General features: G+C 54.9%; 20 protein-coding genes, 2 tRNA genes and 4 pseudogenes. 15 read left to right on the plus strand and 11 right to left on the minus strand.

Annotation, left to right across the window (positions count from 1 at the left end):
• Nucleotides 1-460: 460 nt before the first annotated feature.
• From ACZ1HE_RS00105 to ACZ1HE_RS00125, 5 genes and pseudogenes are all read left to right on the plus strand, one after another.
• Nucleotides 461-1,073 (plus strand): annotated as a pseudogene (locus tag ACZ1HE_RS00105) (glutathione S-transferase).
• A gap of 212 nt (nucleotides 1,074-1,285) precedes the next feature.
• Entirely contained in the window at nucleotides 1,286-1,846 is a 561-nt protein-coding gene (gene petA, locus ACZ1HE_RS00110) for a ubiquinol-cytochrome c reductase iron-sulfur subunit (protein WP_472624275.1), read from the plus strand.
• A gap of 12 nt (nucleotides 1,847-1,858) precedes the next feature.
• On the plus strand, nucleotides 1,859-3,190 hold the full coding sequence (gene petB / locus ACZ1HE_RS00115) for a cytochrome b (protein WP_472619051.1): 1,332 nt from the start codon (nucleotides 1,859-1,861) through the stop codon (nucleotides 3,188-3,190).
• 15 nt (nucleotides 3,191-3,205) lie between these two features.
• Nucleotides 3,206-3,995: pseudogene (locus ACZ1HE_RS00120) on the plus strand (cytochrome c1).
• 73 nt (nucleotides 3,996-4,068) lie between these two features.
• Complete coding sequence (locus ACZ1HE_RS00125; protein ID WP_472619052.1) at nucleotides 4,069-4,767, plus strand: methyltransferase family protein; 699 nt, start codon at nucleotides 4,069-4,071, stop codon at nucleotides 4,765-4,767.
• A 3-nt stretch (nucleotides 4,768-4,770) separates the two neighbouring features.
• Here the strand turns inward: ACZ1HE_RS00125 and mtaB are convergent.
• Both mtaB and dapF read right to left on the minus strand, forming a co-directional pair.
• Nucleotides 4,771-6,028 (minus strand): annotated as a pseudogene (gene mtaB / locus ACZ1HE_RS00130) (tRNA (N(6)-L-threonylcarbamoyladenosine(37)-C(2))-methylthiotransferase MtaB).
• Entirely contained in the window at nucleotides 6,025-6,867 is an 843-nt protein-coding gene (gene dapF / locus ACZ1HE_RS00135) for a diaminopimelate epimerase (RefSeq protein ID WP_472619053.1), read from the minus strand. Before dapF ends, mtaB begins: the two are co-directional and overlap by 4 nt.
• A gap of 212 nt (nucleotides 6,868-7,079) precedes the next feature.
• Between dapF and ACZ1HE_RS00140 the strand changes: the two genes are divergently transcribed.
• Nucleotides 7,080-7,155 (plus strand) — tRNA-Lys (locus tag ACZ1HE_RS00140).
• 526 nt (nucleotides 7,156-7,681) lie between these two features.
• Here ACZ1HE_RS00140 and ACZ1HE_RS00145 read toward each other — a convergent pair.
• From ACZ1HE_RS00145 to aroC, 4 genes are all read right to left on the minus strand, one after another.
• Nucleotides 7,682-7,755: transfer RNA gene (locus ACZ1HE_RS00145), tRNA-Cys, on the minus strand.
• 196 nt (nucleotides 7,756-7,951) lie between these two features.
• Nucleotides 7,952-8,899: an AEC family transporter gene (locus ACZ1HE_RS00150; RefSeq protein WP_472619054.1), complete on the minus strand. Its 948-nt coding sequence runs from the start codon at nucleotides 8,897-8,899 to the stop codon at nucleotides 7,952-7,954.
• Complete coding sequence (locus ACZ1HE_RS00155; protein ID WP_472619055.1) at nucleotides 8,896-9,555, minus strand: HD domain-containing protein; 660 nt, start codon at nucleotides 9,553-9,555, stop codon at nucleotides 8,896-8,898. The genes ACZ1HE_RS00150 and ACZ1HE_RS00155 overlap by 4 nt, the downstream gene beginning before the upstream one ends.
• Nucleotides 9,539-10,639: a chorismate synthase gene (aroC, locus tag ACZ1HE_RS00160; RefSeq protein ID WP_472619056.1), complete on the minus strand. Its 1,101-nt coding sequence runs from the start codon at nucleotides 10,637-10,639 to the stop codon at nucleotides 9,539-9,541. The genes ACZ1HE_RS00155 and aroC overlap by 17 nt, the downstream gene beginning before the upstream one ends.
• A gap of 199 nt (nucleotides 10,640-10,838) precedes the next feature.
• Between aroC and ACZ1HE_RS00165 the strand changes: the two genes are divergently transcribed.
• Nucleotides 10,839-11,324, plus strand: coding sequence for a flavodoxin family protein (locus ACZ1HE_RS00165; RefSeq protein WP_472619057.1), 486 nt, complete (start codon nucleotides 10,839-10,841; stop codon nucleotides 11,322-11,324).
• A 64-nt stretch (nucleotides 11,325-11,388) separates the two neighbouring features.
• Here ACZ1HE_RS00165 and ACZ1HE_RS00170 read toward each other — a convergent pair whose 3' ends face one another.
• The 3 genes from ACZ1HE_RS00170 to ACZ1HE_RS00180 are packed head-to-tail and all read right to left on the minus strand — an operon-like array spanning nucleotide 11,389 to nucleotide 14,737.
• Complete coding sequence (locus tag ACZ1HE_RS00170; protein ID WP_472619058.1) at nucleotides 11,389-12,573, minus strand: carbohydrate porin; 1,185 nt, start codon at nucleotides 12,571-12,573, stop codon at nucleotides 11,389-11,391.
• Nucleotides 12,563-13,312 (minus strand): DUF3299 domain-containing protein, encoded by a 750-nt coding sequence (locus tag ACZ1HE_RS00175; protein WP_472619059.1) that lies wholly within the window; start codon nucleotides 13,310-13,312, stop codon nucleotides 12,563-12,565. The genes ACZ1HE_RS00170 and ACZ1HE_RS00175 overlap by 11 nt, the downstream gene beginning before the upstream one ends.
• A gap of 60 nt (nucleotides 13,313-13,372) precedes the next feature.
• Nucleotides 13,373-14,737 (minus strand): amidohydrolase family protein, encoded by a 1,365-nt coding sequence (locus ACZ1HE_RS00180; RefSeq protein ID WP_472619060.1) that lies wholly within the window; start codon nucleotides 14,735-14,737, stop codon nucleotides 13,373-13,375.
• A 184-nt stretch (nucleotides 14,738-14,921) separates the two neighbouring features.
• Between ACZ1HE_RS00180 and ACZ1HE_RS00185 the strand changes: the two genes are divergently transcribed.
• The 7 genes from ACZ1HE_RS00185 to ACZ1HE_RS00215 all read left to right on the plus strand — a co-directional run bounded on the left by ACZ1HE_RS00185 (nucleotide 14,922) and on the right by ACZ1HE_RS00215 (nucleotide 20,316).
• Nucleotides 14,922-15,950, plus strand: coding sequence for a helix-turn-helix domain-containing protein (locus tag ACZ1HE_RS00185; RefSeq protein WP_472619061.1), 1,029 nt, complete (start codon nucleotides 14,922-14,924; stop codon nucleotides 15,948-15,950).
• Nucleotides 15,951-16,094: 144 nt separating this feature from the next.
• Nucleotides 16,095-16,709, plus strand: a complete 615-nt coding sequence (locus ACZ1HE_RS00190) for a DUF2796 domain-containing protein (RefSeq protein ID WP_472619062.1) — start codon at nucleotides 16,095-16,097, stop codon at nucleotides 16,707-16,709.
• Nucleotides 16,710-16,759: 50 nt separating this feature from the next.
• A complete protein-coding gene (locus ACZ1HE_RS00195; protein ID WP_472619063.1) occupies nucleotides 16,760-17,119 on the plus strand; it encodes an ATP-binding cassette domain-containing protein in 360 nt (119 codons plus the stop codon).
• Between the two features lie 35 nt (nucleotides 17,120-17,154).
• A complete protein-coding gene (locus ACZ1HE_RS00200) occupies nucleotides 17,155-17,436 on the plus strand; it encodes an ATP-binding cassette domain-containing protein (protein WP_472619064.1) in 282 nt (93 codons plus the stop codon).
• The gene (locus ACZ1HE_RS00205) at nucleotides 17,436-18,686 is read left to right on the plus strand and encodes an ABC transporter permease (protein ID WP_472624277.1); all 1,251 of its coding nucleotides are present in this window, start codon (nucleotides 17,436-17,438) and stop codon (nucleotides 18,684-18,686) included. The genes ACZ1HE_RS00200 and ACZ1HE_RS00205 overlap by 1 nt, the downstream gene beginning before the upstream one ends.
• A 184-nt stretch (nucleotides 18,687-18,870) precedes the next feature.
• Nucleotides 18,871-19,770 carry a hypothetical protein gene (locus ACZ1HE_RS00210; protein ID WP_472619065.1) on the plus strand — a complete coding sequence of 300 codons (900 nt, stop codon included), beginning with the start codon at nucleotides 18,871-18,873 and terminating at the stop codon, nucleotides 19,768-19,770.
• A gap of 27 nt (nucleotides 19,771-19,797) precedes the next feature.
• Nucleotides 19,798-20,316, plus strand: a complete 519-nt coding sequence (locus ACZ1HE_RS00215; protein WP_472619066.1) for a DUF3299 domain-containing protein — start codon at nucleotides 19,798-19,800, stop codon at nucleotides 20,314-20,316.
• Between the two features lie 49 nt (nucleotides 20,317-20,365).
• Here the strand turns inward: ACZ1HE_RS00215 and ACZ1HE_RS00220 are convergent, their stop codons facing one another.
• Nucleotides 20,366-21,682, minus strand: coding sequence for a CoA transferase (locus tag ACZ1HE_RS00220; protein ID WP_472619067.1), 1,317 nt, complete (start codon nucleotides 21,680-21,682; stop codon nucleotides 20,366-20,368).
• Nucleotides 21,675-23,183, minus strand: coding sequence for a malonate--CoA ligase (locus ACZ1HE_RS00225; RefSeq protein ID WP_472619068.1), 1,509 nt, complete (start codon nucleotides 23,181-23,183; stop codon nucleotides 21,675-21,677). Before ACZ1HE_RS00225 ends, ACZ1HE_RS00220 begins: the two co-directional genes overlap by 8 nt.
• A 94-nt stretch (nucleotides 23,184-23,277) precedes the next feature.
• Between ACZ1HE_RS00225 and ACZ1HE_RS00230 the strand changes: the two are divergent.
• A pseudogene (locus ACZ1HE_RS00230) lies at nucleotides 23,278-24,217 on the plus strand (DMT family transporter).
• The last annotated feature ends 2 nt before the right edge of the window (nucleotides 24,218-24,219 follow it).

A 24,219-nucleotide genomic window follows, 5' to 3' on the forward strand; every position in this document is an offset into this window, starting at 1 on the left:
TTTGGCTTGATAATCCAAGCTTAATGCACAGAGGCGGCCAAGAAGACTGAGATGCTGCCGCCTCCAACATAAACCTGTCCCGAGATATCCGGTCTGAGCCAAACAAATTCATGATCAGCCCGGTTCTCCTCCATATCAGGAAGCAACCAACCCTTTCATAACCAGCCTTTTTCGGACCTTACTGGCGAAAGAGAAGGCGACAAGGTTCGAATGTCGACTCCATTTGCGGTCCTGCTTTTCCGCGTTTCCGCGCCAAGACGCACAAGCAATCGAGATTTTGAACCAGAGGATGTTTGCCTTCCCAAGCGGCTGCGCTGAGTAAAGGCCGTTGATCGAGGTGCCGCCACCCCGGCAAAAGGGGTTCTGAAGGCGCAGAGATCTAATTTCGTTGTATCCGGCCACCGGCTCGCTAATGATCCGGGCAAACAAAATCACCAATTTTGGCAAAGGAGACATCCTCATGAAACTCTACCACAGCCCGACTTCACCGTATGTGCGCAAAGTCATGGTGCTATTGCATGAGACTGACCAATTGGATGATGTCGAACTGATTGGTGCCAGCGGAACCCCTTTGGACCCGGCTGATCCGTTGCTTGGGAAGAACCCTTTGACGAAAGTGCCCGCTTTGGAGCGTCCAAATGGTCCGACCCTTTTCGACAGCCGAGTGATCTGCGCGTTTTTGGATGCACGGGGACAAGGTGGCCTTTATCCAGAGGACAATGCCCGGTGGGACACGTTGACGCTGGAGGCCCTGGCGGACGGGATTTTGGATGCAGCACTGCTAATTACATATGAAAGTCGCCTTCGACCCGAAGGAATGCAATGGGATAGCTGGGCAGATGCGCAGTGGTCAAAAATCGAAAGGGCCTGTGCCGCGTTGAACCAACGCTGGATGGCACATCTGGCTAAGCCCCATAGATATGGGCCAAATCGCGGTGGCCTGTGCCCTTGCGTACGTGGACTTCCGCCACGACGCGCGCGGATGGCGCAAGGGCAATGATGCTCTGGCGGCGTGGTATGCTGAATTCGAATCGCGGCCCAGCATGGACGCGACTCGCCCGCCTGAAGGGTGAGAATCGGATGGAAATTGACGTTCCGCGGGCGGTGCAGCTTGAAATTGTGTGTCCGCATCGCGACATGAAATGCGAATAACTCACTCCTGCGCGCCTATGACCGCTGGACGAACCAATTTCCTGCCGCTAGACACCCGCGATAAGTCACCGCATTCGTGTGGTGCTGATGCATGTTTGCCCGTTCGCCGGGCGCTGGAATCGGAGAAAACCTCGTGTCCCACGCAGAAGACCACGAAGGCACCCGCAGAGATTTCCTCTACTACGCCACGGCTGGCGCAGGTGCCGTAACCGCAGGGGCTGCCGTTTGGCCTCTGGTGAACCAAATGAACCCGTCGGCAGACGTTCAGGCGTTGTCCTCGATTCGCGTGGACGTGAGCGGTGTCGAAGTTGGCACCCAGATCAGCGTCAAGTTCCTGGGCAAACCGGTGTTCATCCGCCGCCGCACCCAAGAAGAGATCGACGAGGCACGTGCCGTTGACCTGGCCGACTTGATCGACAAGGACGACCGCAACGCCAACAAGCCCGGTCTGGACGCTTCGGACGAAAACCGTGCGATGGACGAAGCCGGCGAATGGCTGGTGATGATGGGCGTGTGTACGCACCTGGGCTGTGTGCCTTTGGGTGATGGCGCAGGCGAGTTCCACGGTTGGTTCTGCCCCTGCCATGGTTCGCACTATGACACATCGGGTCGTATCCGTAAGGGTCCCGCACCTGAAAACCTGCCCGTTCCCGTCGCCGAATTCGTCGACGAAACAACACTCAAGCTCGGTTAAGGAGGCTCTTACATGTCCGGAATTCCGCACGATCATTACGAGCCGAAGAGCAATGGCGAAAAGTGGCTGCACAGCCGCCTGCCCATTGTCGGCCTAGTTTACGACACTATCATGATCCCCACCCCCAAGAACCTGAATTGGTGGTGGATCTGGGGCATTGTCCTGGCGTTCTGCCTGGCGATGCAGATTGTCACCGGTATCGTTCTGGTGATGCACTACACCCCGCACGTTGACATGGCATTTGCCAGTGTCGAACACATCATGCGCAACGTGAACGGCGGCTACATGCTCCGTTATCTGCACATGAACGGCGCGTCGCTGTTCTTTGTTGCGGTTTATATCCACATGTTCCGCGGCCTGTTCTACGGTTCGTACAAGGCACCGCGTGAAATTACGTGGATCATCGGCATGCTGATCTTTGTCCTGATGATGGGCACCGGTTTCATGGGCTACGTTCTGCCCTGGGGTCAGATGTCGTTCTGGGGCGCAACCGTGATCACCGGCCTGTTTGGCGCGATCCCGTTCATCGGCGAGCCGATCCAGACCCTGCTTTTGGGTGGTCCGGCCGTGGACAACGCGACCCTGAACCGCTTCTTCTCGCTGCACTATCTGCTGCCGTTCGTGATTGCGGCGCTGGTGATCGTGCACATCTGGGCATTCCACACCACGGGCAACAACAACCCCACCGGTGTTGAAGTGCGCCGCACATCGAAAGAAGACGTCAAGAAAGACACCCTGCCATTCTGGCCGTACTTCGTGATCAAGGACTTCCTGGGTCTGGCCGTTGTTCTGGTGATCTTCTGGGCCATCGTCGGCTTTATGCCGAACTACCTGGGTCACCCTGACAACTACATCGAAGCCAACCCGCTGGTAACGCCCGCTCACATCGTTCCCGAATGGTACTTCCTGCCGTTCTACGCGATCCTGCGCGCCTTTACCGCCGACGTGTGGTTGGTGCAGCTGGTCAGCTTTGTGACCGGTGGTATCATCGACGCCAAGTTCTTTGGTGTGATCGCGATGTTTGGTGCGATTGCCGTGATGGCGCTGGCACCTTGGCTGGACACCTCGAACGTGCGTTCGGGTCAGTATCGCCCGATGTTCAAGTGGTGGTTCTACCTGCTGATCGTGGACTTCTTTGTCCTGATGTGGCTGGGTGCCATGCCTGCCGAAGAACCCTATGCGTCCTTCTCGCTGATCGGTTCGGCCTACTGGTTCGCTTACTTCCTGGTCATCCTGCCCCTGTTGGGCGTGATCGAGAAGCCGCTGCCGCAGCCGGAAACCATCGAAGAAGACTTCAACGCGCATTATGGCAAGGCTGACGCCGACGCCACGCCAGCCGAATAAGAGGGACCGAAACCCATGTTCAAGAAACTTGTACTAGGTGCCGCTCTGGCCTTTGCCCCTGTCGCAGCAATTGCGGCAGGTGGCGGTGACCAGCACATCGAGGACTTCGCGTTCTCGTTCGAAGGTCCCTTTGGCACATTCGACCAGAACCAGCTGCAGCGCGGTCTGCAAATCTACACCGAGGTTTGCGCCGCCTGCCACGGCCTGCAGTATATCCCTTTGCGGACGCTGTCGGACGAAGACGGCCCCGGCATCCCCGAGGATCAGGTACGTGCTTATGCAGCTGACAACTTCTCGGTCTACGACGAAGAGCTGGACGATGACCGCCCTGCGATCCCGTCGGATCACTTCCCGGCGAACAACAACGCTGGCGCACCTGACCTGAGCCTGATGGCCAAGGCACGTGCCGGTTTCCACGGCCCCTATGGCACTGGGTATCAACCAGCTGGTCAAAGGTATGGGCGGCGCGGAATACATCGCCTCGTTGCTGACCGGCTACACCGGTAAGGAAAAAGAAGAAGCAGGCACCATCCTGTATGAGAACACCGCCTTCCCGGGTGGCTGGATCTCGATGGCGCCACCGCTGTCGGACGAGCAGGTGGAATACATCGACGGCCACGCCAACGACGTGCGCGCCATGTCCGAGGATGTTTCCGCCTTCCTGATGTGGACGGCTGAACCCAAGATGATGGCCCGCAAGCAAGCCGGTTTTGTTGGTGTGCTGTTCCTGACCTTGCTGTCGGTCCTGCTGTACCTGACCAACAAGCGTCTGTGGGCTCCGATCAAAGGCAAGAAGAAAGCCTGATCCGGTTCAAAGCTCTGGTAATTGAAACCCCCGGCCCCCAAGGTGCCGGGGGTTTTTTGTTTTGGGGTTCGAAATGCCTCTTGTGATCCGTGGTTTGTTGAACGTTGTTCTACAACTGATGGTGCTATACGTCGCTTTGATTGGTCCTGCGGGTTTGGTCAGCGGGTCATGGGCGTGGCCACGAGGGATCGAGTTGATCGTGACCTATGGCGCGCTTGTAAGCTCTGCGACGGTGATGTTGGCATGGTTGTCGCCCAAAAGCCTTGAGGCGCGCCTGACACCCCCGTTTAGCGCGGCGCAACCGATAGAGGATTTCCGGGCAACGGTGATTATTTTGATTGCCCTACTGGCGTCAGTTGTCATGGTGCCCATCGATGTGTTCGTCTGGCACCTGTTGCCACCACCCGCACCGTGGGTCGCGTCAATCGGCGGCTGGATCGCTGTGGCGGGCTTTGCCCTGATCATTTGGGTGATCTTCGTGAACCAATTTGCGATCCTGAATGTCGAGGACCAATCAATCGCCGGGCAAATTGTGATAAAGACCGGCCCCTATGCCATCATTCGGCATCCGATGTACTTATCCGCGTTGATCATGCAGGCAGGTGCGGGCATCTGGCTTGGTTCAACGGCCAGCCTGATCATGCTTGGTCCGGTGCTTATTGCCTTGTCGTTGCGTGTCGTCATTGAAGAACGTGTGTTGCTCGACACCTTGCCAGGCTATGCGGCGTATTGCGAAACGTGTCGATTTCGCATCCTGCCGGGGTTTTGGTAGGTATCAGGCAACCAGCTGTGCGCCATCCATGCCAATCACAGACGCCTGCACGATTTGCCCTTCGATCTGGGGGGCATCAAAGCGGACTTCGGTGAACTGCTCGGTCCGACCCATGTGGGGGTTTTCCATCAATATCTGATGGGTTTTCCCGATTTGCGCCCGCAAGTGCAGAGTTACTTGTACATCTCCGGCGGCGCGCAGGCGGGCAGCACGGTCCTTGATGATCTTGCCGTTAACCTGGCTGGGAATCTTAGCCGCTGGCGTGCCTTCGCGCTTGGAATAGGGAAAGACGTGCAACCAGGTCAGATCGCAGTCGCTTACCAGCTTCAGCGAGTTCTCGAAATGCGCCTCGGTTTCGGTTGGGAAACCGGCGATGATGTCGGCACCAAAGGTCATCTCTGGGCGCAGCTTGCGCGCCTCTTCGGTGAAGCGGATGGCGTCATCGCGCAAATGGCGACGCTTCATCCGCTTTAGAATCAGATCGTCGCCATGTTGCAATGATAGGTGCAGATGAGGCATCAGGCGCGGCTCGGTGGCGATGGCCTGCATCAGGTTCTCATCCACCTCGATCGAGTCGATCGAGCTGATCCGAAGGCGCGGTAGATCCGGAACCAGTTTGAGGATACGCATCACCAGATCGCCCAGCTTGGGTTGCGCAGGCAGGTCTGCCCCCCATGAGGTCAGATCAACGCCCGTCAACACAACTTCGTTGTACCCGCGATCCACCAGCCGTTTTATCTGATCCACCACAACACCCGCGGGCACGCTGCGCGAGTTACCACGACCGTAAGGAATGATGCAGAACGTGCAACGGTGATCACAGCCGTTCTGGACCTGCACATAAGCGCGCGAGCGGGTGCCGAAGCCATCGATCAGGTGACCAGCCGTTTCGGTCACAGACATGATGTCATCGACCTGGACTGTCTCGGTTTCACCGATGAAATCAGCGGCCATGCCCTTCCACGTGTCGGGCTGCATCTTTTCTGTGTTGCCGATGACGGCGTCGACCTCTTCCATCGCCGAAAAGGTTTGTGGCTCGGTCTGGGCCGCGCAACCGGTCACGATCAACCGAGCATCGGGGTTTTCCCTCCGCAGCTTGCGAGATCTCTTGGCGGGCTTTGCGCACCGCCTCTGCCGTGACAGCGCAGGTGTTCACAATCACCGCGTCCTTAAGCCCCGCTTGCTGCGACAGCTCTTTCATCGCCTCGGTTTCATAGGCATTCAGGCGACAGCCAAGCGTGGTGAACTTGGGCGCGCTCATTCGAGGCTCTCCAGGAACTCACGAGTGAAGGTACCGGTAAAGACATGCATCGTTGGTCCGGTCATCCAGACCCCATCGTCGCGCCAGTCGATGTGCAGTGTGCCTCCATCCAGATCAATGCGCACAGAGCGCCCGGTCAGCCCACGCCGCGCGGCCGCAACAGCCGTGGCACAGGATGAAGAGCCCGAGGCCAGCGTGATTCCCACACCCCGTTCCCACACACGCATTCGGATGTGATCGGGGCCGACGATCTGCGCCACCTGCACGTTGGTACGCTCGGGGTAGAGCGGGTGATGTTCACGAGCTGCACCAAAGGCGAGCAGATCAACCGCCTCGGCGTCGTCGACAAAAAACGTACAATGCGGGTTTCCCATGCCGGTCGCCGTTGGTTCGCCATCAATCGGCAATCGCAGGGTGTCCACCTCGTGCGCCAACGGCACCTCATGCCATTCCAACTGCGGATGTCCCATATTCACCGAGGTCAACCCATTGCCCGCATCCTGTGCCCGCAGATCCCCGCGGTCGGTGGTCAGGTGCAACTCAGCCTTACCGCTCTCATCCATCAAGTGGCGAGCAATACAGCGCGTGGCATTACCGCAGGCTGCCGAAGTTGACCCATCGGCATTGTAGAACACCAGATGCGCATCACCTTTGCCATTTTCGATCACCGCAAGCTGATCAAAGCCTACGCCGAACTGTCGATGTGCGATTCCCTGCGCCATCGCAGGGGTAATGGCAATATCGCCTGCGCGCGCGTCGACAACGACAAAGTCGTTGCCCAGACCGTGCATCTTCATAAAGGGCAAATTGCTGTCGTTGTTCTGTTGCATGGCGGGCATATAACTGTGGTCTCGGGATGAATCCAGAGTTGAGACGAGATTCTCGAAAAAAGGGGTTGACCCCCCGCGCCCTCTCCCTAATTAGGCCGCCTATCGGGTCGCCGGAAACACCGGACACACAAGCGACACGAAGTGCGAAATAAGGCCTTGAACCTACCCGGGAAAATGTCTTAGAGAGCGCCACGGATCGAAGAGATCCAACCAAAAAGAGTGGGCCGTTAGCTCAGTTGGTAGAGCAACTGACTTTTAATCAGTGGGTCGCAGGTTCGAATCCTGCACGGCTCACCACTTTTACCGATTGATCGGAAACAAAAAGCGAGCGACATGACGCCTGTCGTATCGAACGGTGATCTTTCGTTGCGTCCCGCATGGGATGCAGGCGCGTATCCCTTTAGATGTGAAACCACTTATCGAAACTTCGTTGCAAGCGACGTCCGGCAAGTCTTGATGTACTGGCTCTTGAAATATGCGAGCGCCATCGAAAGTGACGAGGAAGTTTGGACGGATTGTTTGCTTCTAAATCCCCAGCGTAACTGCGGCATTGCTGTCTATTTCAACAAATTACTTCAATCCGCTTCCGCAAATTCCAGTAAAGTGGAACCTTGCGAGGCGCTGCGTTAGATTGTGGAGCACGACAAAGTTTTGAAACAGGATCTGCCTCATGCATGTCCGACAGAGGGATCGCAGCGTTCGTAACGCAGATGGCGCCCTTAGTACCGCATATTTAGTTCGCAGGTTTTTGAATAGGTGAGTAGCGAGTCGTGCGGCCCGCTAAGGAAAATTTCTTATTAGTATCAGTGGAATTTTTGTGTCTTGGAGGCGAGTACCGGAATCGAACCGGTGTACACGGATTTGCAATCCGCTGCGTCACCACTCCGCCAACTCGCCTCAAGTGGTATCGAGCAAGCATCTAACCGAGTCTTTGGGGATGTGCAATAGGTTCTACCAAGCATGTACTTACGACACTCTTACGCAGTTGAAACAAGCGACTTCGCGTCGATCTGCAATGCTTTGAGAAGACAAAATCTTCAAAAAACACCCCGCACTGTACGCATGTTTCTTTCGTCCGGAACGTAGTGAAAGCTCACGCTATCAGCACTCCAATCAGTATTGAAAGCGTCACAAAACTTGCGGATGTCGCTATGAGCATCGCGATCGAAGCCATGCCTTCGTGACCATTCTCCTGAGCGAGAACGCCATAAATTCCGAACATTGGCATTGCGGCCGACAAGATGACGGCAGCCCTAAAGTCATCTGCGATTGGACTACCGATCGCCCCTACGAATACTACGGCGAGTGCAACAGCGCAGGGATGCACCAAGAGCTTCCCAAATGCTATTTGCCCGGCTTTCCAATAATCCCCGTTCAGCGATAAAGAGGCCAACGTTCCTCCGATCACAACCAACGACAGGGCCGAAGCAGATGCAGCCAGCATTTGGAACAGTCCCGTCATTTCATCCGGCAACGGGAATGAGGAAACCGACACCAACAAACCCAACAATAGACCGATTATCATCGGGCGCTTAAGGACACCGAGTAAAATATCAATAATTTGCCGGGATATCGGCAGACGCTCCTGTCGTCGGGACAGTTGCATCAGGATTAAGCATATTGGGATCAGCAGTATGTTTTCGACCAGCATATTCAAAGCCAAAACCACGCTGACTATGTCTGGAAAGGTCAACAACATGATCGGGAACCCGATGAAACCTGAATTCGGACATGCCGTTCCCATAACAGCAACTGCACGCTTTTGAGGCTCGGTTTTTGTGAAAGAAAACCAGGTGTAGTTGACCAAGATCGTGACCAACCCACCGACCCCGAAAATCAACATGTATCCAATGTTGAAAATCTCTGCAAAATCTCGAGTTGCAATAGCGTTGAAGAGCAGCGCGGGCAGGGCGATGTCCAAAACATAATTGCCCAAAGTACGCATGTCCGACCGGCCGAACCACCCCAGTTTCACAACCACAAAGCCGATAGCGATAGCCGCGTAAATCGGAAAGGTGATGGCAATTATGTCAGTGCTCACGTGGTCCAGGCCTCGGGCACGGCTGCACCGATTTCAGTAGCGAAATCATCCAGAAACTGGATCATCAGCGCGACGCGGACTTGCGCCAGTTCCCGACCACTTTCGGTGATCATGCCCTTTGGTAGGGACAACAGTTTGACCCGCCAGTGATCGACCGAAAAGCGGATGTCGTTAAGCTCGCGGGTTTCGGCAAAGGGATCGGTCGGATGATAAAGCTCCTGCCCCAACGCGCCCGCCACAGCAAAGGTGCGGGCGACCCCGATGGCACCAAGCGCGTCCAGCCTGTCGGCATCGCGCAACACCTGCGCCTCGATTGTTTCAGGTGGAATACCAGCTGAAAAGCTGTGTGCCTCGATGGCGTGTTGCGTTGCTTTGACTTCACTCTCGGTGAACTCAAGGTTGGCCAATATCGGCCCAGCCTCAGTTGCGGCCATACGAGAAGCATTGGAACGGTTGGGAGAATCTTTGGGGAGATTCACCAAATCATGCAAGTAAGCCGCGCCCAGAAGAACGGTTTGGTTCGCCTCAGCCGGTGCGATCTTTTGCACGTTCAGCCAGACCCGGTCGAGGTGGGCTAGATCATGGGCGCTGTCGCGACTCATCCGCTCGGCGACGATGGCGCGCAGTTGCTCGCGCATCTCAGCCGATGGAACCACGGTTCTCTCCGATTTGGCCGCGGTGCAGCAGCAGGTGGTCTAGGATCACACAGGCCATCATCGCCTCGCCAACAGGGACGGCACGGATACCGACACAGGGGTCATGGCGGCCTTTGGTGATGATCTCGGTTTCTTCGCCAGACTTGGTAATGGTTTTGCGGGTGGTCAGAATGGACGAGGTTGGTTTGACTGCAAACCGCACCACAATGTCCTGCCCGGTCGAGATGCCGCCCAGAATTCCGCCCGCATGGTTCGAGCTGTATTGCGGACCGTTTTGGCCCATGAATATCTCGTCGGCGTTGGCCTCACCTGTCAGTTCGGCAGCGGCCATGCCTTCGCCAATCTCGACGCCTTTGACTGCATTGATCGACATCATCGAAGCGGCCAAATCAGTGTCCAGCTTGCCATAAATCGGCGCGCCGAGGCCTGCAGGCACGCCTCGGGCGACAATTTCGACCACGGCACCAACCGAGTTGCCCGATTTGCGCAGCCCGTCAAGATACTCAGCCCAGTCATCGGCGGCCTGTACGTCGGGCGTCCAGAACGGGTTCTGTTCGATTTGAGACCAGTCAAAGTTGGCGCGGTCGATCTTGTGTGGACCGATCTGGGTCATGTAGCCGGTGATCTGCACATTCGGCGCGATCTGTTTGATCGCTTCGCGCGCCAACCCACCTGCGGCCACCCGCGATGCGGTTTCCCGAGCTGAGCTGCGGCCGCCGCCGCGATAATCGCGGATCCCGTATTTCTGCCAATATGTGATGTCCGCATGTCCAGGGCGGAACTTGTCCATGATGTCCCCATAGTCCTTGCTACGCTGATCTGTATTCTCGATCATCAACTGAACCGGTGTGCCGGTGGTTTGGCCTTCAAAAACGCCGGACAGAATCTTGACCTGGTCCGGTTCGCGTCTCTGTGTAGTGAACTTGTTCTGACCCGGCTTACGCTTGTCCAACCAATGCTGGATCATCGCCTCGTCGATTTCGACTCCCGGTGGGCAGCCATCAACCGTGGCCCCCAAAGCGGGCCCGTGGCTTTCACCCCAGGTGGTGACTCGGAAAAGGTGTCCAAAGCTGTTCATCGACATGGGGTGCTCCTTTGCGACCTGTGCTTAGCGGTGCGGGCGATATGCCTCAAGGGGGTTTGACATTGATGTTGGTCAGCCGTGGACGAAAATGGGCGCATGCAATGAAACCAGATTACAATCTGGTGCTGAACGGTAACGCGCATCTTACCCTCAAGTTGCTTGAACTCTGGAACAATTCTTAGGCATGGTGTTGCCTGTCATGCCTGAACTTCTGATCGTATACCACTCAAGGACCGGAGGCAGCCAACAGATGGCTCAAGCCGCGGCAGCAGCAGCGGCAACCGAAGTCAACGCAAAGCTAATAGAAGCTTGCGACGCAGAGCCCACTGATCTGATTTCGGCGTCCGGATACATTTTTTGTGCCCCAGAGAATTTAGCCACTGTTTCAGGGATCATGAAGGATTTCTTTGACCGGTGTTACTATCCCGTTTTGGGGAAACTTGAAGGCCGACCGTATGCGCAAATGATCTGTGCTGGTTCAGACGGGCAAGGCGCCGTACGGCAGATTTCTCGGATTGCTACGGGTTGGCGTCTATCCGAAGTTCAACCTCCGCTGATCATCTGTACACACGCACAAACTCCGGAAAAGATCCTTGCACCCAAGCACCTTTCGGATGAACAGCTCAAACCGTGTCGTGAACTTGGTCAGGCGTTTGGAGCTGGATTGGGAATGGGGATTTTTTAGGGGGCCCAATAGTTGCCTCACTCCAGTGTTTTGGTGAACACATCTGACAGGTAGAAGCGATACCCTAGAAAACGACCCGAGCCCTCAAGCCAAATATCGCGAAACTGTTTTGATTGGATGTCAGCGGGTTGTTGATGAATTGAACAGATGGTGTGATCTGGAAACCGGGAGAAATGGAAAATCGATAGAATAGTTCTGTTGTGAATTGCGTACCAGGCACGCCACGTGCTTCTGCCCAGTTCAAGCCAAGCCCAGCCAAGTCGGTGTTACGCCCATAGTAGCCAAGCCCGGTAGAAAACGACCGTTCGTAAAGAGCGGCAGTCCCTTTGGCCCATCCGGCGCGCACAAAGGGCATCCATTGATTACCGATGAGCCAAGCCCCGGAAAACGAAGCACCATAATCCTCGGCGCGGCTTCCATCCTCGGCAGCATCTGCGTGCCACAACGTAATGTGAATGTTGTCAAAATAGATCCGGTCAAGGCCAGAAGTATAGCCGATTTCGAGGCTTTTGAAGAGGTCCCCGTCACTAAACACTTCTAGATTAGGACTGGTCGGGTCCGCGTTTGCGTCTGCCATGCTGGCCACCGCATAGAAATTGGAACCCAACTTAATGCCACCGGCAATTCCCAGTCCCGGGTTGGGTGCATTGATCGTGGGGTTGGTATTGAACGCCAGGTTCTGAAAGCTGGTGTAAGGGCTGACCAAGCCGTAAACATCCACAAAATCGGTGACATCGATCTGCCCGGCTTGCAGCGTCCAGTTCCCACTAGGGGCCCTGTGTGTCCAAAACAAGTTCGTCAGCATGGTTCCATTATCATTGAAAGCCGTGCCCGTGATCGACAATGCACCACCATCCAGGCCCAAGAATTGCGGCGCAACTGACCCGTAGGCATGCCGATGCTCAATCTTGAACGTCAGCGAGCCGTTGTCAGTCGCCTGCCACGCCCCATAGAACCGAGCAATCCCACCGCCTGCTCGACCATTGCCAATATTGGAATCCGAGGACTGACCAAGTGTCAGGTAGTCGATGTTGAAGCGAAATCCGTTTTCAGCCAGCCTGTCTTTCCAGGCGAACCAACCCGGCGCCACGTTTTGGGGAAAGGTCGAACGATACTGAGGATCCGTCAGGCCATCGCCGTCAAGCTCTGCCCCCACCGATGACGGGCCATTCAATCCGCCGCTTTGAGCAGAAGCCGGTATGGCAGACCACACCAGCAGAGCTGCGATCGCGAAAATCCTAGTCTTCATTCGTCGCTTGCCCTTTTCCCTCGCGCAGTTTTGCCGCCATGTTTTCGACCCAAGCATTCCCTTCTGCGGGCGCTGCACTCGTGAATGCCAGCGGTTCAACCTCGGTCGCATCCATCGTGAAAGTGGCCTGCATACGCACGGGTCCGTCCACGACAACAACTTCTCGCTCAGAAGGCGCGACAGAGAGACGGCCCGTCAGGCGGACCGGTTCATAGATCGTCTGTGGTTGCCAATCACCAGTCAATCGCACCTGCACCATCTGGTTTGGGGGCGGCGGTGGCATGTGACTGCACATGCCCCGTTCGGGAACAAGGTAAACTGTGGGGACGCCGTTTTCGTCTGCTGGAGCGGGAATAGCAAACCCGCCCAACGTAACTGTCTGCCCTTCCAGATCCGGCTCACCTGCCCAGGCGGCATTCTTGCGGCGCTCGGCCACAAGCCAACGTTGGGAGATCAGCCATTTTGCATCGATCCCTTCGTCGGAAAAGGCAGCCTCTGCTTCTGACAGACGCAGTTCCAGCTTTTCCCGTTCTTCTGCTTGGGTTGTCTCTTTCAACGCCGCTTGCAAACGCACGAAGTCCACCAAAGCTTCCAGTTGCTCTGGAGTCAGGTCGCGATAAGGGTCTTCGTACTGTTGAGCTGCTTCATTAATCAAATCCGACCAATCCAGCATCCCGCGTTCCGCATTAACAGCTGTCACACCCAGCAGCAAAACACCGAGGCAAATCAGAATTCGCATATCTCACATCCTGTTTGTGGCGCGGCGCGGACATCGAAACGCCCGCACCGCACCGAGGGATCAGTTCAGCGTGTTCTTGTAGATCACGCCGTCTTTCATGATGATACGAAGAGTTTCGGGGCTTTCGGGGCGCGGGTCAGCACCAAACCACTTGTCTCCTGTGCCCATAACGGAAAAGTCATCAAGCGGATTGCCGTCAACCAACAAAATGTCTGCATAAGCTCCCTCTTCGATAACGCCGAGTTTACCAGCAAGATACGGGTTCATAAAATCGCCAGACAATGCCACTATCTCTCCGCCCGTAGACGTCAATGTCACCAGCGAAGCGTGGGCTCCAAAAAACTCGTTGTTCAGGTGCTTTTCATAAGCGATCTGAATATTGCAGGCCGGAACAGAGCCGACACAATCGGTTTGGAAACCACGTTTGACCGGGCATTCTTTCATGTTGGGAATGTAGTTGGAAAATGTGGCCGAAGCTGATTTCGCTTTAGCAAGGCTTGCTGGCACGTTTGCCACCGCAGGAATGTCCAGAAGACCCGGATCAAAGGCTGTAAGGTTTGTCGTGATAAAGGCTCCTTTTTCGTTCATGACCTCTGCGATCTCGCAGTCGAACGAAAACCCGTGTTCAATCGACATTACTCCAGCACTCAAGGCGTTCAGTATCGCTTCTTTCCGATACGAATGGGCCATTACATAGCTGCCGTATTCGTTGGCAACCTGAACGGCAGCCTCAATCTCGGCGGGCGAGCCCGCTACTAGCTGCCAAGGGTCAAAGGCCGACACAACCCCACCAGATTGCATGTATTTCAACTGGGTTGCACCCATACGGAAATTGTTGCGGCCATATTTTTGAACATCCGCAACACTGTCAACTTCGCGCGCCATATTCAAACGGCTCATGTTTGTTTCTGAACCCGGTGGAGCGGTGAAATTAGCAAAGTCTGCATGTCCACCTCGAGTGCCCAGAAAAGCCGCAGACGGAAAATAGCGAGGACCAACAACTTGCCCGGAATCAATTGCTCGCCGCAACCCTCCGTTGCCACCGCCCGCATCGCGTACGGTCGTGAACCCTTGCATCAGGTACATTTCAGCCATTTTCACACCGTGAATGGCAAAGTCTTCCCACGTCGTATTGGCCTCCATCGAAGGGAGACTCGGCCCCATCAACATCAAATGCGCGTGCATTTCCATTAAACCGGGCATCAACGTGCGCCCCCCGCCATCGATCACGGTCGCATTCGGCGCATCGATCGCGTCAGTTGAAACGGCCTTGATCAAGTTTCCCTCGACCAGAACGCTGGCATTCTCGATCCGCTCTTCGCTTATGCCGTCAAATACATGGACGTTTGTGAACAGAGTTTGGGCTGGGTTTTCATCCTGTGCATGCACTGCCTGTGCAACGAAAAAGACTGCAACGGAACTCACGGTTAAGGCAGAATCTTCGAATCATTCTTCCCTCCATCTTACGATCCCAATTAATATTAGAGCTTTGGAATACGAAGGTCGGTCAGTTTTCACATTTCTTATCAAAAAACCTGCCAAAAGTGGCCGATAGCAGGCTAGGATTTGTGCAATAGTATCCCAAAGCCTTGCCCGGAGCGGAATTTCGATGTCACCCACAGGGGACGGATTCATCAGACTGGCTCTTGTCCTGCCATTTATTCGACACGTTGAGCAATTGGGAACGGATCCAAACCCTGCTTTATCGAGCATGGGCCTGACAATGAGCATGTTGCGGGATCAGAGCGCGACTGCACACGCCGAAATCATTTATGGATTGTGCAATGCTCTTGCAGACACCTCGGGCAAGGATTTCCTTGGGTGCGAAGTCGGGCAACATTTCGATCTTCATAATTGGCACCCTTTTTCAGCCGCCGCGCAGGGGGCAGACTCCGTCGTCGAATTTCTTTGCAACCTCATTCAGCAGGTCCCACAGGAATCCAGTTCAGTCCGTCACAGTCTAAGTATCGACGTTGAGAGGGCGAGTTACGTGGTCCACCGGTTGGTTTCGACCCTGAACCCACCGCGACAAGTCGACGGTTTCGGGGTTGCATTGCACCTAAGGATTCTAGAGGCCGCAGTCGGCCACGATTGGAACCCCAACAAAGTCTTGGTCGAAACGGCCTATCCCGATGCAATTCCACCAAGGTTCAGGGGCGTACGCATACGAAAAACTAAACAGCCCCTGCTTTCGATTGCTTTTCCATCCAAATGGTTGGGCGCCAAGTTAGCGGTGCATTCCCCCAGCAAGAAAGTGAACAATCGAGCCATCAAGCCCGACATGTCTATCATCTCTGCTTTGCGCAGCGCGGCCCGCCCGCATCTCTGGAACAACAGATTGAATCCGAATGACCTGGCAAAAGAATTGGGATTGGACGTGCGGAGGTTTGAGAAAGCACTGCGCCTACACCAAACAACTGCTACTCGTGAACTGAAACGTTTGAAAATTGATGTCGCAAAGGAAGCGCTGAAAGAAGGTAAAGAGTCTGTAGCCAGCATTGGGCGAAACCTTGGTTACGCTGACCAATCGCATTTTTCCCGGTTCTTTCGCTCGCAAACCGGACTTTCACCGCAAGAATACAGAACTGGGCTTGATGGCGAACAAGTCCAAAGCGCACCCGACCGCACTGAAGGATGAAAACTGGTCTTTTTTCGGTATCCCCAAAACTTGTCGTAATTATCTGGCGCTGAGTCACCAAGGAAGGATCAAGTGCTAGACATGTTATAACGTTACTGTACAGTTGGCATGAATCTCAACACTGGTTTAGCAAAAGGTCCTCCAATGAGAACGCCCCGCTTCGCTTATCTGCTTTTTCCCTTGATTCCTGCTTGGTCCGCTGCTGAACAGTCGCGCGAGTTGAAGGCCCATGAACATGGTTCGGGCATACTCAACATCGCTGTCGAAGATGACCAAATTGCAATGGAACTCATTGTGCCGGGAGCAGACGTTGTCGGGTTTGAGCATGCGGCCACTAGCAATGAAGATCGCGAAACAGTGCAAGCGGCTGCATCGGACTTAGAAAAACCCTTGAACCTGTTCGTTTTACCCGCCGGTTCCGGCTGTTCGGTTGTCTCGGCTAATGTTGAACTGCACTCGGAAGACGATGAAGACACGCACGGAGACGATCACGAAGATGAACATGAAGATGATCACGCGGATGAGCACCACGATGACCACGGCGAACACAAAGACGAAGGTGCGGAACACTCGGAGTTTCACGCCGAGTACGCGTTGAAATGCACGGACATGTCGGCCTTGGACAAGATCGATTTTGCCTATTTTGAACGCTTTGAAAATGCTCTGGAGCTGGATGTTCAGATTGTTTCAGCCAAAGGAGCACACACGCATGAAGTCGAGCGCGATGCCCCAATTCTTGACCTGCGTGGAAAGTTCTGAAACCACAAGCACTGATGGAGTCAAATGAAACACAAAGTGCTGCAATAAACATGCACGATATTCGGTTCGACTGGCCTGGCGGACAGTTTGGGTTGGATGTCGACCAATTTGTGCTGGAAAAAGGCGAAACCCTGCTATTGCTGGGGGAAAGTGGGTCAGGAAAATCGACCTTTCTAAGCCTGATTTGCGGTATTCTGACCCCGCATCAAGGGCACATTCAGATTGCCGGAACAAACATTGGCGCACTTGGACGAGCGCAGCGCGACAGATTCAGGGCGGACAACATCGGGATCATCTTTCAGATGTTCAACCTGCTGCCCTACGCAACACCCATCGACAATATCCTGGCGCCCCTGCGATTTTCCCCCAACCGTCGGGCACATGTAAATTCCCCCGAGAGGATGCTTTGAATCTGACAGCTGCACTCGGCTTGCCCCAGGCCTTGATGACCGGAGGTCCGGCCTCGAACCTGTCTGTCGGACAGCAACAACGCGTGGCCGTTGCACGGGCGATAATTGGTAGCCCCAAACTTGTAGTGGCAGACGAGCCAACGTCGGCGTTGGACAGCACTGCTCAAACAGAGTTTCTAGACCTCGTTTTTGATCAGGTAAGAAAGGCAAGCGCGTCTCTTTTGATGGTTAGCCACGACAGACGGCTAGGCGATCGGTTCGACCGGGTTGTTCATTTGCAAGACGTGGCGCGTCAAAGACGCGCGAATACGGTATGATCATGACCCGCCTTGCACTGGCATCGCTCAAAAGCCGATGGGTTACCGTGGGCCTTACGGTGTTTGCAATTGCACTGTCAGTTGCCTTGTTTTTGGGTGTCGAGAAACTGCGCAACGGTGCCCGAAGCAGCTTTGCCAACACAATTTCCGGTACGGACCTGATCGTTGGTGCACGATCAGGCAGCGTTCAGCTTTTGTTGTATTCGGTGTTTCGGATCGGTAACGCCACAAACAACATCACCTGGGAAAGCTATCAGGACATTGCGAGCCGACCAGAGGTCGAGTGGGCGGTCCCGATTTCACTGGGAGATAGCCATCGTCAATTTCGAGTTATGGGTACGACCGACACCTATTTCGATAGGTACCGGTATAGAGGTGATCGCGCGCTCGAATTTTCCAGTGGTCTACGTGTTTCGGACTTGTTCGACGCTGTGATTGGGTCAGATGTCGCGTCTCAGCTGGGATACTCGGTCGGCGATCCAATTGTCGTGGCACATGGTTTGGCATCCTTTTCTGAACACGAAGAGACACCATTCCGTATTTCCGGGATCCTGGCAAAAACGGGAACCCCTGTGGATCGCACTGTTATTGTCAGCCTTGAAGCCATCGAAGCCATTCACATCGACTGGAAGAGCGGTGGACCGTCATCCAGTGAACCGACGCCAATTGAAGAAATACGAGCGATGGATTTGGAACCCAAGGCCATTACGGCTGTTTTGCTGGGTACAAACTCAGCCCTACAGATTTTTTCGCTGCAGCGCGCCATAAATGAATACCCCGAAGAACCCTTGCTTGCAGTTCTGCCCGGCATCGCCTTGCAAGAACTTTGGGACATTATTGGAATTGCTGAGACCGCCCTGATCGGGGTTTCTGCAATGGTAGTTGTCACGGCCTTGTTGGGAATGGCAGCCATGCTGCTGTCCAGTCTAAGTGCCCGGCGTCGCGAACTAGCCATTCTCAGGGCCATTGGAGCTGGGTCTCTGACAATTGTAGGCCTGCTTCTAACCGAAGCTGTTTTTATGGCTGTTGCGGGGTCGATCCTTGGCGTGTCACTTCTGTATCTGGGCCTATTTGTCCTCCAACCCATCTTGGACGCTGAATACGGGCTGTTCATTCCACTTTCGGGTCTAAGCTACCGCGAAATTACAACTCTGGTCATTGTTGTTGCTGCAGCCACCTTGGTCAGCCTCGTTCCAGCCATTCGCGCCTATAGGATTTCATTGGCAGACGGCATGATGGTGAAGATGTGACTTCAAATTGTTGCCTGAGTTTGGCATTTTGTTAGCATGTTCATTCGCCCGATCGTCCTGGCCACTGCGGCCATGCTCACTGCATCTCCGGCAATTCCTTGTGCTTTTCATGGGTATAGCCCAAAAGCGACGATGGTCGAGACGTTTGCTCAGCAGCGACCACATTGTGCTGGCTCGCCCAACCGTGGCACAACCATTCCGCTATACTGACATAGATGTTCTGGAAGGCGACGCCAATTTCGTCGAGATCCCCCATCTTGTCGACAGCTTTACCCGGCGCAGACTGACTGCGAACCCTGACGATCGTGTCCTGTTTGCCCGAGATGGAAGTTATGGCCCGTGGGAACGGGTTGCTTACGTAAATGATGAAATGGATCAGGTTCTGCAAGTTGTCATAAAAGAGCTGCAGGCTTGGCAAGTGGGAGGTGACCCTGAGCGATTTGCGTATTTTGCGTCGTTGCTTGATCATCAAAACTATGATGTTCACATACTGGCTCTGCGCGAGTTGGATTTAGCAGATTATGGCGAACTTCGAAAAATCAAGCCAAACGTTTCCTCTGAACGGATCCTGTCTCGGCTAAATTCAAGGTCTGAAACAGAACTGAAACCCATCCGCATCCTGTTGATGGGGTTGTTGCAAGAAGGTGTCGACCTTAGCTTCTTCGCCAATGGCCTTAGAAACGCATCCGAATATTCCGGCGGCCTTATAGGTGCGTATTCTACGGCAATGATCGAGTACGGCGGGCCAGATGCCGTAGAGCGCGTCATCCAGCATCATCTGATGCACCCCGATGCCACACCAATGGTGCGCGAAATGTTAATAGAAGCTTTGGCAATCCACAGCACGACCGGTAACAAGGAAACGCGCACTGCCGTTCAGTCAGAACTTGCCGCTGCCTTGAAGAAGACACCCGAGTTGGCCCCGATGGTGGCGCGCCAGTTTGGCGCCCGTTGGAATTGGTCGCAAAGCGAACAGATTTCAGAATTGATGCGAAGTGGGCAGATCACCTCGCCTCTCGAAATGCTCGTTTTGTCCCAATATATTGCAATGGCCAAAGAAAGTGCCGAGCTGAGTCAGGATTGATCAGTGGCGCAACCAGAGGAAGTCAACATGATACAGTCACGGCGCTCATTCATGGTTCAAGTGGCGGCTGCCATTTTTGGTGCAGCATCAGCGCCGTCCGCGGGACGAGCTGAAAGCACACCAATTGAATTGAACTGGAAAGATCTGGTTCCCAACTCCGGCGGACAGCAATTTGAATCGCTTCGAGATCTTGGTGTCGTTCAGCATGGTCAGTTGAGCACCCCTTTCGATCAGGAGACAAGCAGTGTCGTCACCCATGAATATGATGGCAAACTGGTGCGGCTTCCCGGCTACCTGGTCCCGCTGGAATTTGATGGCACGGCAATGACAACCGCTTTGCTGGTGCCTTATGTCGGCGCTTGCATTCATGTCCCACCACCGCCGCCTAACCAGTTGGTGTTGGTTTCGACCAACACGCCCTACGAAAGCAAGGGCTTGTTCGAGCCGGTCAACGTCACCGGTGTTTTTGGCACATCGGCGGCTGAAACGCAGCTGGCACAAGTTGGCTATGCGCTTTCAGCCGACCTGATCGAGCCCTACGGATAAGTGAACTTTATCTTGGATTGCGAACGCCTGAGCGTGACAGGTTAGACTTCTATTCCCAGACTGGAAGCGCCGAACGCAAGTCAACGGCAGGTGTCTCCCATTTCATCGGCACGTTTTGAATCTGAATGGCAGATTTAAGGCGCCGCGCGGGACCCCAGGTTGTACTTTCTACCCATACATCCAGATCCGAAGGATGTGACTCTTTGATCTCCAACTGGTTGTCAGGCTCCAGCGAAAACAAAAGCTCTGCCGTCCGAGCCAAAGACAAACGTGCGCGATGCACTTCGTCATCCTCAATCGACTTTGTCAGAGCCGAAATCACGGCTGCGGCGACGAAGTAACCTGTCGCATGATCCAGTGCCTGAACAGGCAACGGGTGCGGCTTCAAAGTGTTTGCCAACGCCGCCCCCTCGGCCGCGATCCCAGAACTCATTTGAACCAGAGAATCAAAACCACGCCGTCCTGCCCAAGGGCCAGTCCAGCCATAGGCGTCGAGACAAACTTCAGTGATATGGTTCGGCCTGTCAGAACCTATCATCGCATCCAGAGCTCCGGGGCGGTAACCATGAACCAATACGTGCGCGTTTTCCAATAGCTCTCTGAAAACTGTCTTGTCCTGCTCTGATTTCAAATCCAAATGGCCGCATCGTTTTCCAAGTGTAACATCCGGCACTACACCTGGTTCATGCCAATTCGATGGATCGATACGCAAAACTTCTGCGCCATATCCCGCTAGGGTTCGTGTCCCGACCGGCCCCGCTAGTACGCGCGTTAAGTCAAGCACGCGTAGCCCTTTCAAAGGGCGCTCTGTCGTTGGATGCCACTGGCGCAATCTTCCAGAGCGGTTGTGCCAGTGCACCAATGGTTCAGACGCCACAGCGCTCCCTTGAGGATGTGCAGACCATGCTGTCCGGTTTCGCATGGCCGCCGCAGCCCCACCAGCATCGACGATTGCAGTCTCCAAAGCATCCGAATCCCAACCGGCAACGGCCAGAGCAACTGATTCACGATCTGCTTTACAACCCAAAACTGACAGAGCAGCCGCTCGATGGTGAGGGGCATTTGTGTGCAACTTGATCCAACCGTTGCTCGCCTCATAGTCCCCGGCAATCGCGTCCCACGAAGGAGGTAGGTCCCAACCCTGTGGATGAATGGACCAAGTGAACCAAAGTGACGCCAGCCTACGGTCGATCTGTACCTCTGGCTTTGCATCCAAATTCAATGCAGAAATCAAATTGGCTACTGCACTACCAACAGCACCCATCGACAAGCACGCCAATTCCGTCACCGCAAAACGCGACCTCCATGAACCTACTCCAAAAACCTGAGCCGGTTCTGTACCAAACGCCTCTGATACTTCATCCATCGGCGAAAATTCCGGCATAGGTTTCACGCAGCGATTTCTTTTGCACCTTGCCCATGGTGTTGCGAGGTAAGACGTCCACGAGAATGACTCGCTTTGGCTGCTTAAATTTGGCTAGCTGACCCTGTAATGCTGCATTCACACTATCAACGGTGGTTCCTTTTCCATCGGGTACGACCACGGCTACTACGCCTTCGCCAAAGTCGGGATGAGGTACGCCAATAACCGCGCTTTCTAACACACCAGGCAGATCGTCGATCAGGCTTTCGACCTCTTTGGGATAGACATTGAACCCCCCGGTAATAATCAGATCTTTCTCACGTCCAACGATGGTGACGTATCCGTCGGCGTCGATTTTGGCCATGTCACCTGTGGTGAACCAACCGTCCGGTTTCAGTTCCTCGGCCGTCTTTTCAGGCATTTGCCAATAACCTTGAAACACGTTGGCGCCACGTACTTCCAAAACGCCAATTTCGCCCGTGGCAACTTCTGTACCCTCATTCAACACTCGCGCTTCAACGCCAGGCAGCGGACATCCGACGGTTCCGGCACGGCGCTCCCCATCATAGGGGTTGGACGTGCTCATGTTGGTTTCCGTCATGCCATAGCGCTCCAGAATTCGGTGACCGGTGCGTTCCTCCCATTGCTCATGTGTGTCGACCAGCAAAGGGGCGGATCCAGAGATAAAGAGCCGCATATTGCCCGCCCGCTCGCGCGTCAGACGGTCGTCGGCCAGCAGACGGGTGTAGAAGGTTGGCACGCCCATCAGAGCGGTCGCAGTTGGCATTGCCTCTAGGATTGCATCCGCATCGAAGCCCGCCAGAAACACTACCTGAGACCCCGCCAGCAACGCCACATTGGTCGCCACAAAAAGCCCGTGCGTATGAAAAATCGGCAACGCATGGATTAGAACATCGTCGGCCGTAAACCGCCAGAAATCACGCAACACGGTCGAATTCGAGACGAGGTTGTCATGGCTCAGCATCGCGCCCTTGGATCGACCCGTGGTGCCAGAAGTATAGAGGATCGCGGCCAGATCACCGGGACCCCGCGCAACCACGTCGAAGCCATCTTGCGCGTCCGCTAGATCACGCAGGCTCCCCTGCCCGCCTGCGTCCAGCGTCAGAACCTTGGCCTCTCCCGAGATCGCCGAAATCTCTTCTAGCCGATCAGGATCGCAGACAACCACGCGCGGGCTGGCATCGCCAACGAAATACGCGACCTCCGGGCCAGTATAAGCTGTATTGAGTGGCAAGAAAATTCCGCCTGCCATGACCGCGCCCAAATAGAGCTCAATCGCTTGAATGGTCTTGGATACCTGAACCGCTACCCGGTCCCCCGGCTCGACACCGTAGGATGCCAAAGCTGCAGCCATCCGTTCGGCCCCTTTGAACAATGCATCGAAACTAACCGTTTCGCCGCCTTCCAGGTTGGCAAACACATCATCCCCACGTCCTATCGATGCGGCTTTGAGTTGGGAAATCAGGTGGTTCCGGTCGTACATGGCCATTTCCTCTTTCTGCGGGTGCACAATGAGTGAACCGAGAGGCCAAAATCAAGCGATTGATCTTTCCCGAACAAAGGCGCAGGTTCGCGCCATGGCGAAAAACTTAACATCGCATCGGCCTTTGTTGGCCATTGGCCTTAAGACCACCGCGATCTTTCTGTTCACTGCGATGGCCGCACTGGTTAAATACCTGTCCGAGGACATCCCGGCTGGTGAAGCGGTGTTTTTTCGCTCATTCTTTGCCATTCCGGTCATCGTTGTCTGGCTGATTGCGCGCGGCGAGCTGCGCAACGGTCTGATTGCCAAAAAACCCATGAACCACTTCTGGCGCGGAGTTCTGGGGACGTCCGCTATGGGGCTGACCTTTACCGGTCTGGGCCTATTGCCCTTGCCCGAGGTGACCGCGATCGGCTTTGCCACACCGATTTTCACTCTGGTCCTTGCCGCCATCTTCCTCGGCGAACGCATCCGCATGATTCTGCATCGGTGCTGTTCTGGTTGGCCTGCTGGGTGTCGTCATCATGCTCTGGCCCCGGCTGGGCGGTGACGCCAAAGCGGAAGATTTGGCGATGATTGGTGCGCTTTGCGTGCTGGGGGCAACGTTTGCACGAGCCTTTGTACAAATCCACATCCGTCAGATGGTTCAAACCGAACATACCGCTGCCATCGTGTTCTATTTCTCGGCCACCGCGTCGGTTCTGTCTCTGTTGACGCTGCCCTTTGGTTGGGTCATGCCCGACTCTGAACAGCTGTCGTTACTGGTGCTGGCCGGCGTGGTTGGCGGTTGTGCGCAAATTCTGGTGACATCGTCGTATCGTTTTGGCCCTGCCTCAATGCTTGCGCCCTATGACTATACCTCGATGCTCTTTGCGGTATTGATCGGCTATTTCTGGTTCAGCGAACTGCCCACATCAATGATGATCGCCGGAGCCACACTGGTCATCGCCGCCAACGCTCTGGTCGTGTGGCGCGAACACAAGCTGGGCCTGGAGCGAGGCAAGGCGCGATCCGTAACAGACCCGAAAAGTTGACT

Source organism: Falsiruegeria sp. JB4-1, assembly GCF_055693495.1.

Coding starts and splice junctions, on each gene's coding strand:
- petB (WP_472619051.1), top strand. CDS start 1,859: ATGTCCGGAATTCCGCACGATCATTACGAGCCGAAGAGCAATGGCGAA.
- ACZ1HE_RS00125 (WP_472619052.1), top strand. CDS start 4,069: ATGCCTCTTGTGATCCGTGGTTTGTTGAACGTTGTTCTACAACTGATG.
- dapF (WP_472619053.1), bottom strand. CDS start 6,867: ATGCCCGCCATGCAACAGAACAACGACAGCAATTTGCCCTTTATGAAG.
- aroC (WP_472619056.1), bottom strand. CDS start 10,639: ATGTCGATGAACAGCTTTGGACACCTTTTCCGAGTCACCACCTGGGGT.
- ACZ1HE_RS00165 (WP_472619057.1), top strand. CDS start 10,839: ATGCCTGAACTTCTGATCGTATACCACTCAAGGACCGGAGGCAGCCAA.
- ACZ1HE_RS00170 (WP_472619058.1), bottom strand. CDS start 12,573: ATGAAGACTAGGATTTTCGCGATCGCAGCTCTGCTGGTGTGGTCTGCC.
- ACZ1HE_RS00175 (WP_472619059.1), bottom strand. CDS start 13,312: ATGCGAATTCTGATTTGCCTCGGTGTTTTGCTGCTGGGTGTGACAGCT.
- ACZ1HE_RS00185 (WP_472619061.1), top strand. CDS start 14,922: ATGTCACCCACAGGGGACGGATTCATCAGACTGGCTCTTGTCCTGCCA.
- ACZ1HE_RS00190 (WP_472619062.1), top strand. CDS start 16,095: ATGAGAACGCCCCGCTTCGCTTATCTGCTTTTTCCCTTGATTCCTGCT.
- ACZ1HE_RS00195 (WP_472619063.1), top strand. CDS start 16,760: ATGCACGATATTCGGTTCGACTGGCCTGGCGGACAGTTTGGGTTGGAT.
- ACZ1HE_RS00200 (WP_472619064.1), top strand. CDS start 17,155: ATGACCGGAGGTCCGGCCTCGAACCTGTCTGTCGGACAGCAACAACGC.
- ACZ1HE_RS00215 (WP_472619066.1), top strand. CDS start 19,798: ATGATACAGTCACGGCGCTCATTCATGGTTCAAGTGGCGGCTGCCATT.
- ACZ1HE_RS00220 (WP_472619067.1), bottom strand. CDS start 21,682: ATGGATGAAGTATCAGAGGCGTTTGGTACAGAACCGGCTCAGGTTTTT.
- ACZ1HE_RS00225 (WP_472619068.1), bottom strand. CDS start 23,183: ATGTACGACCGGAACCACCTGATTTCCCAACTCAAAGCCGCATCGATA.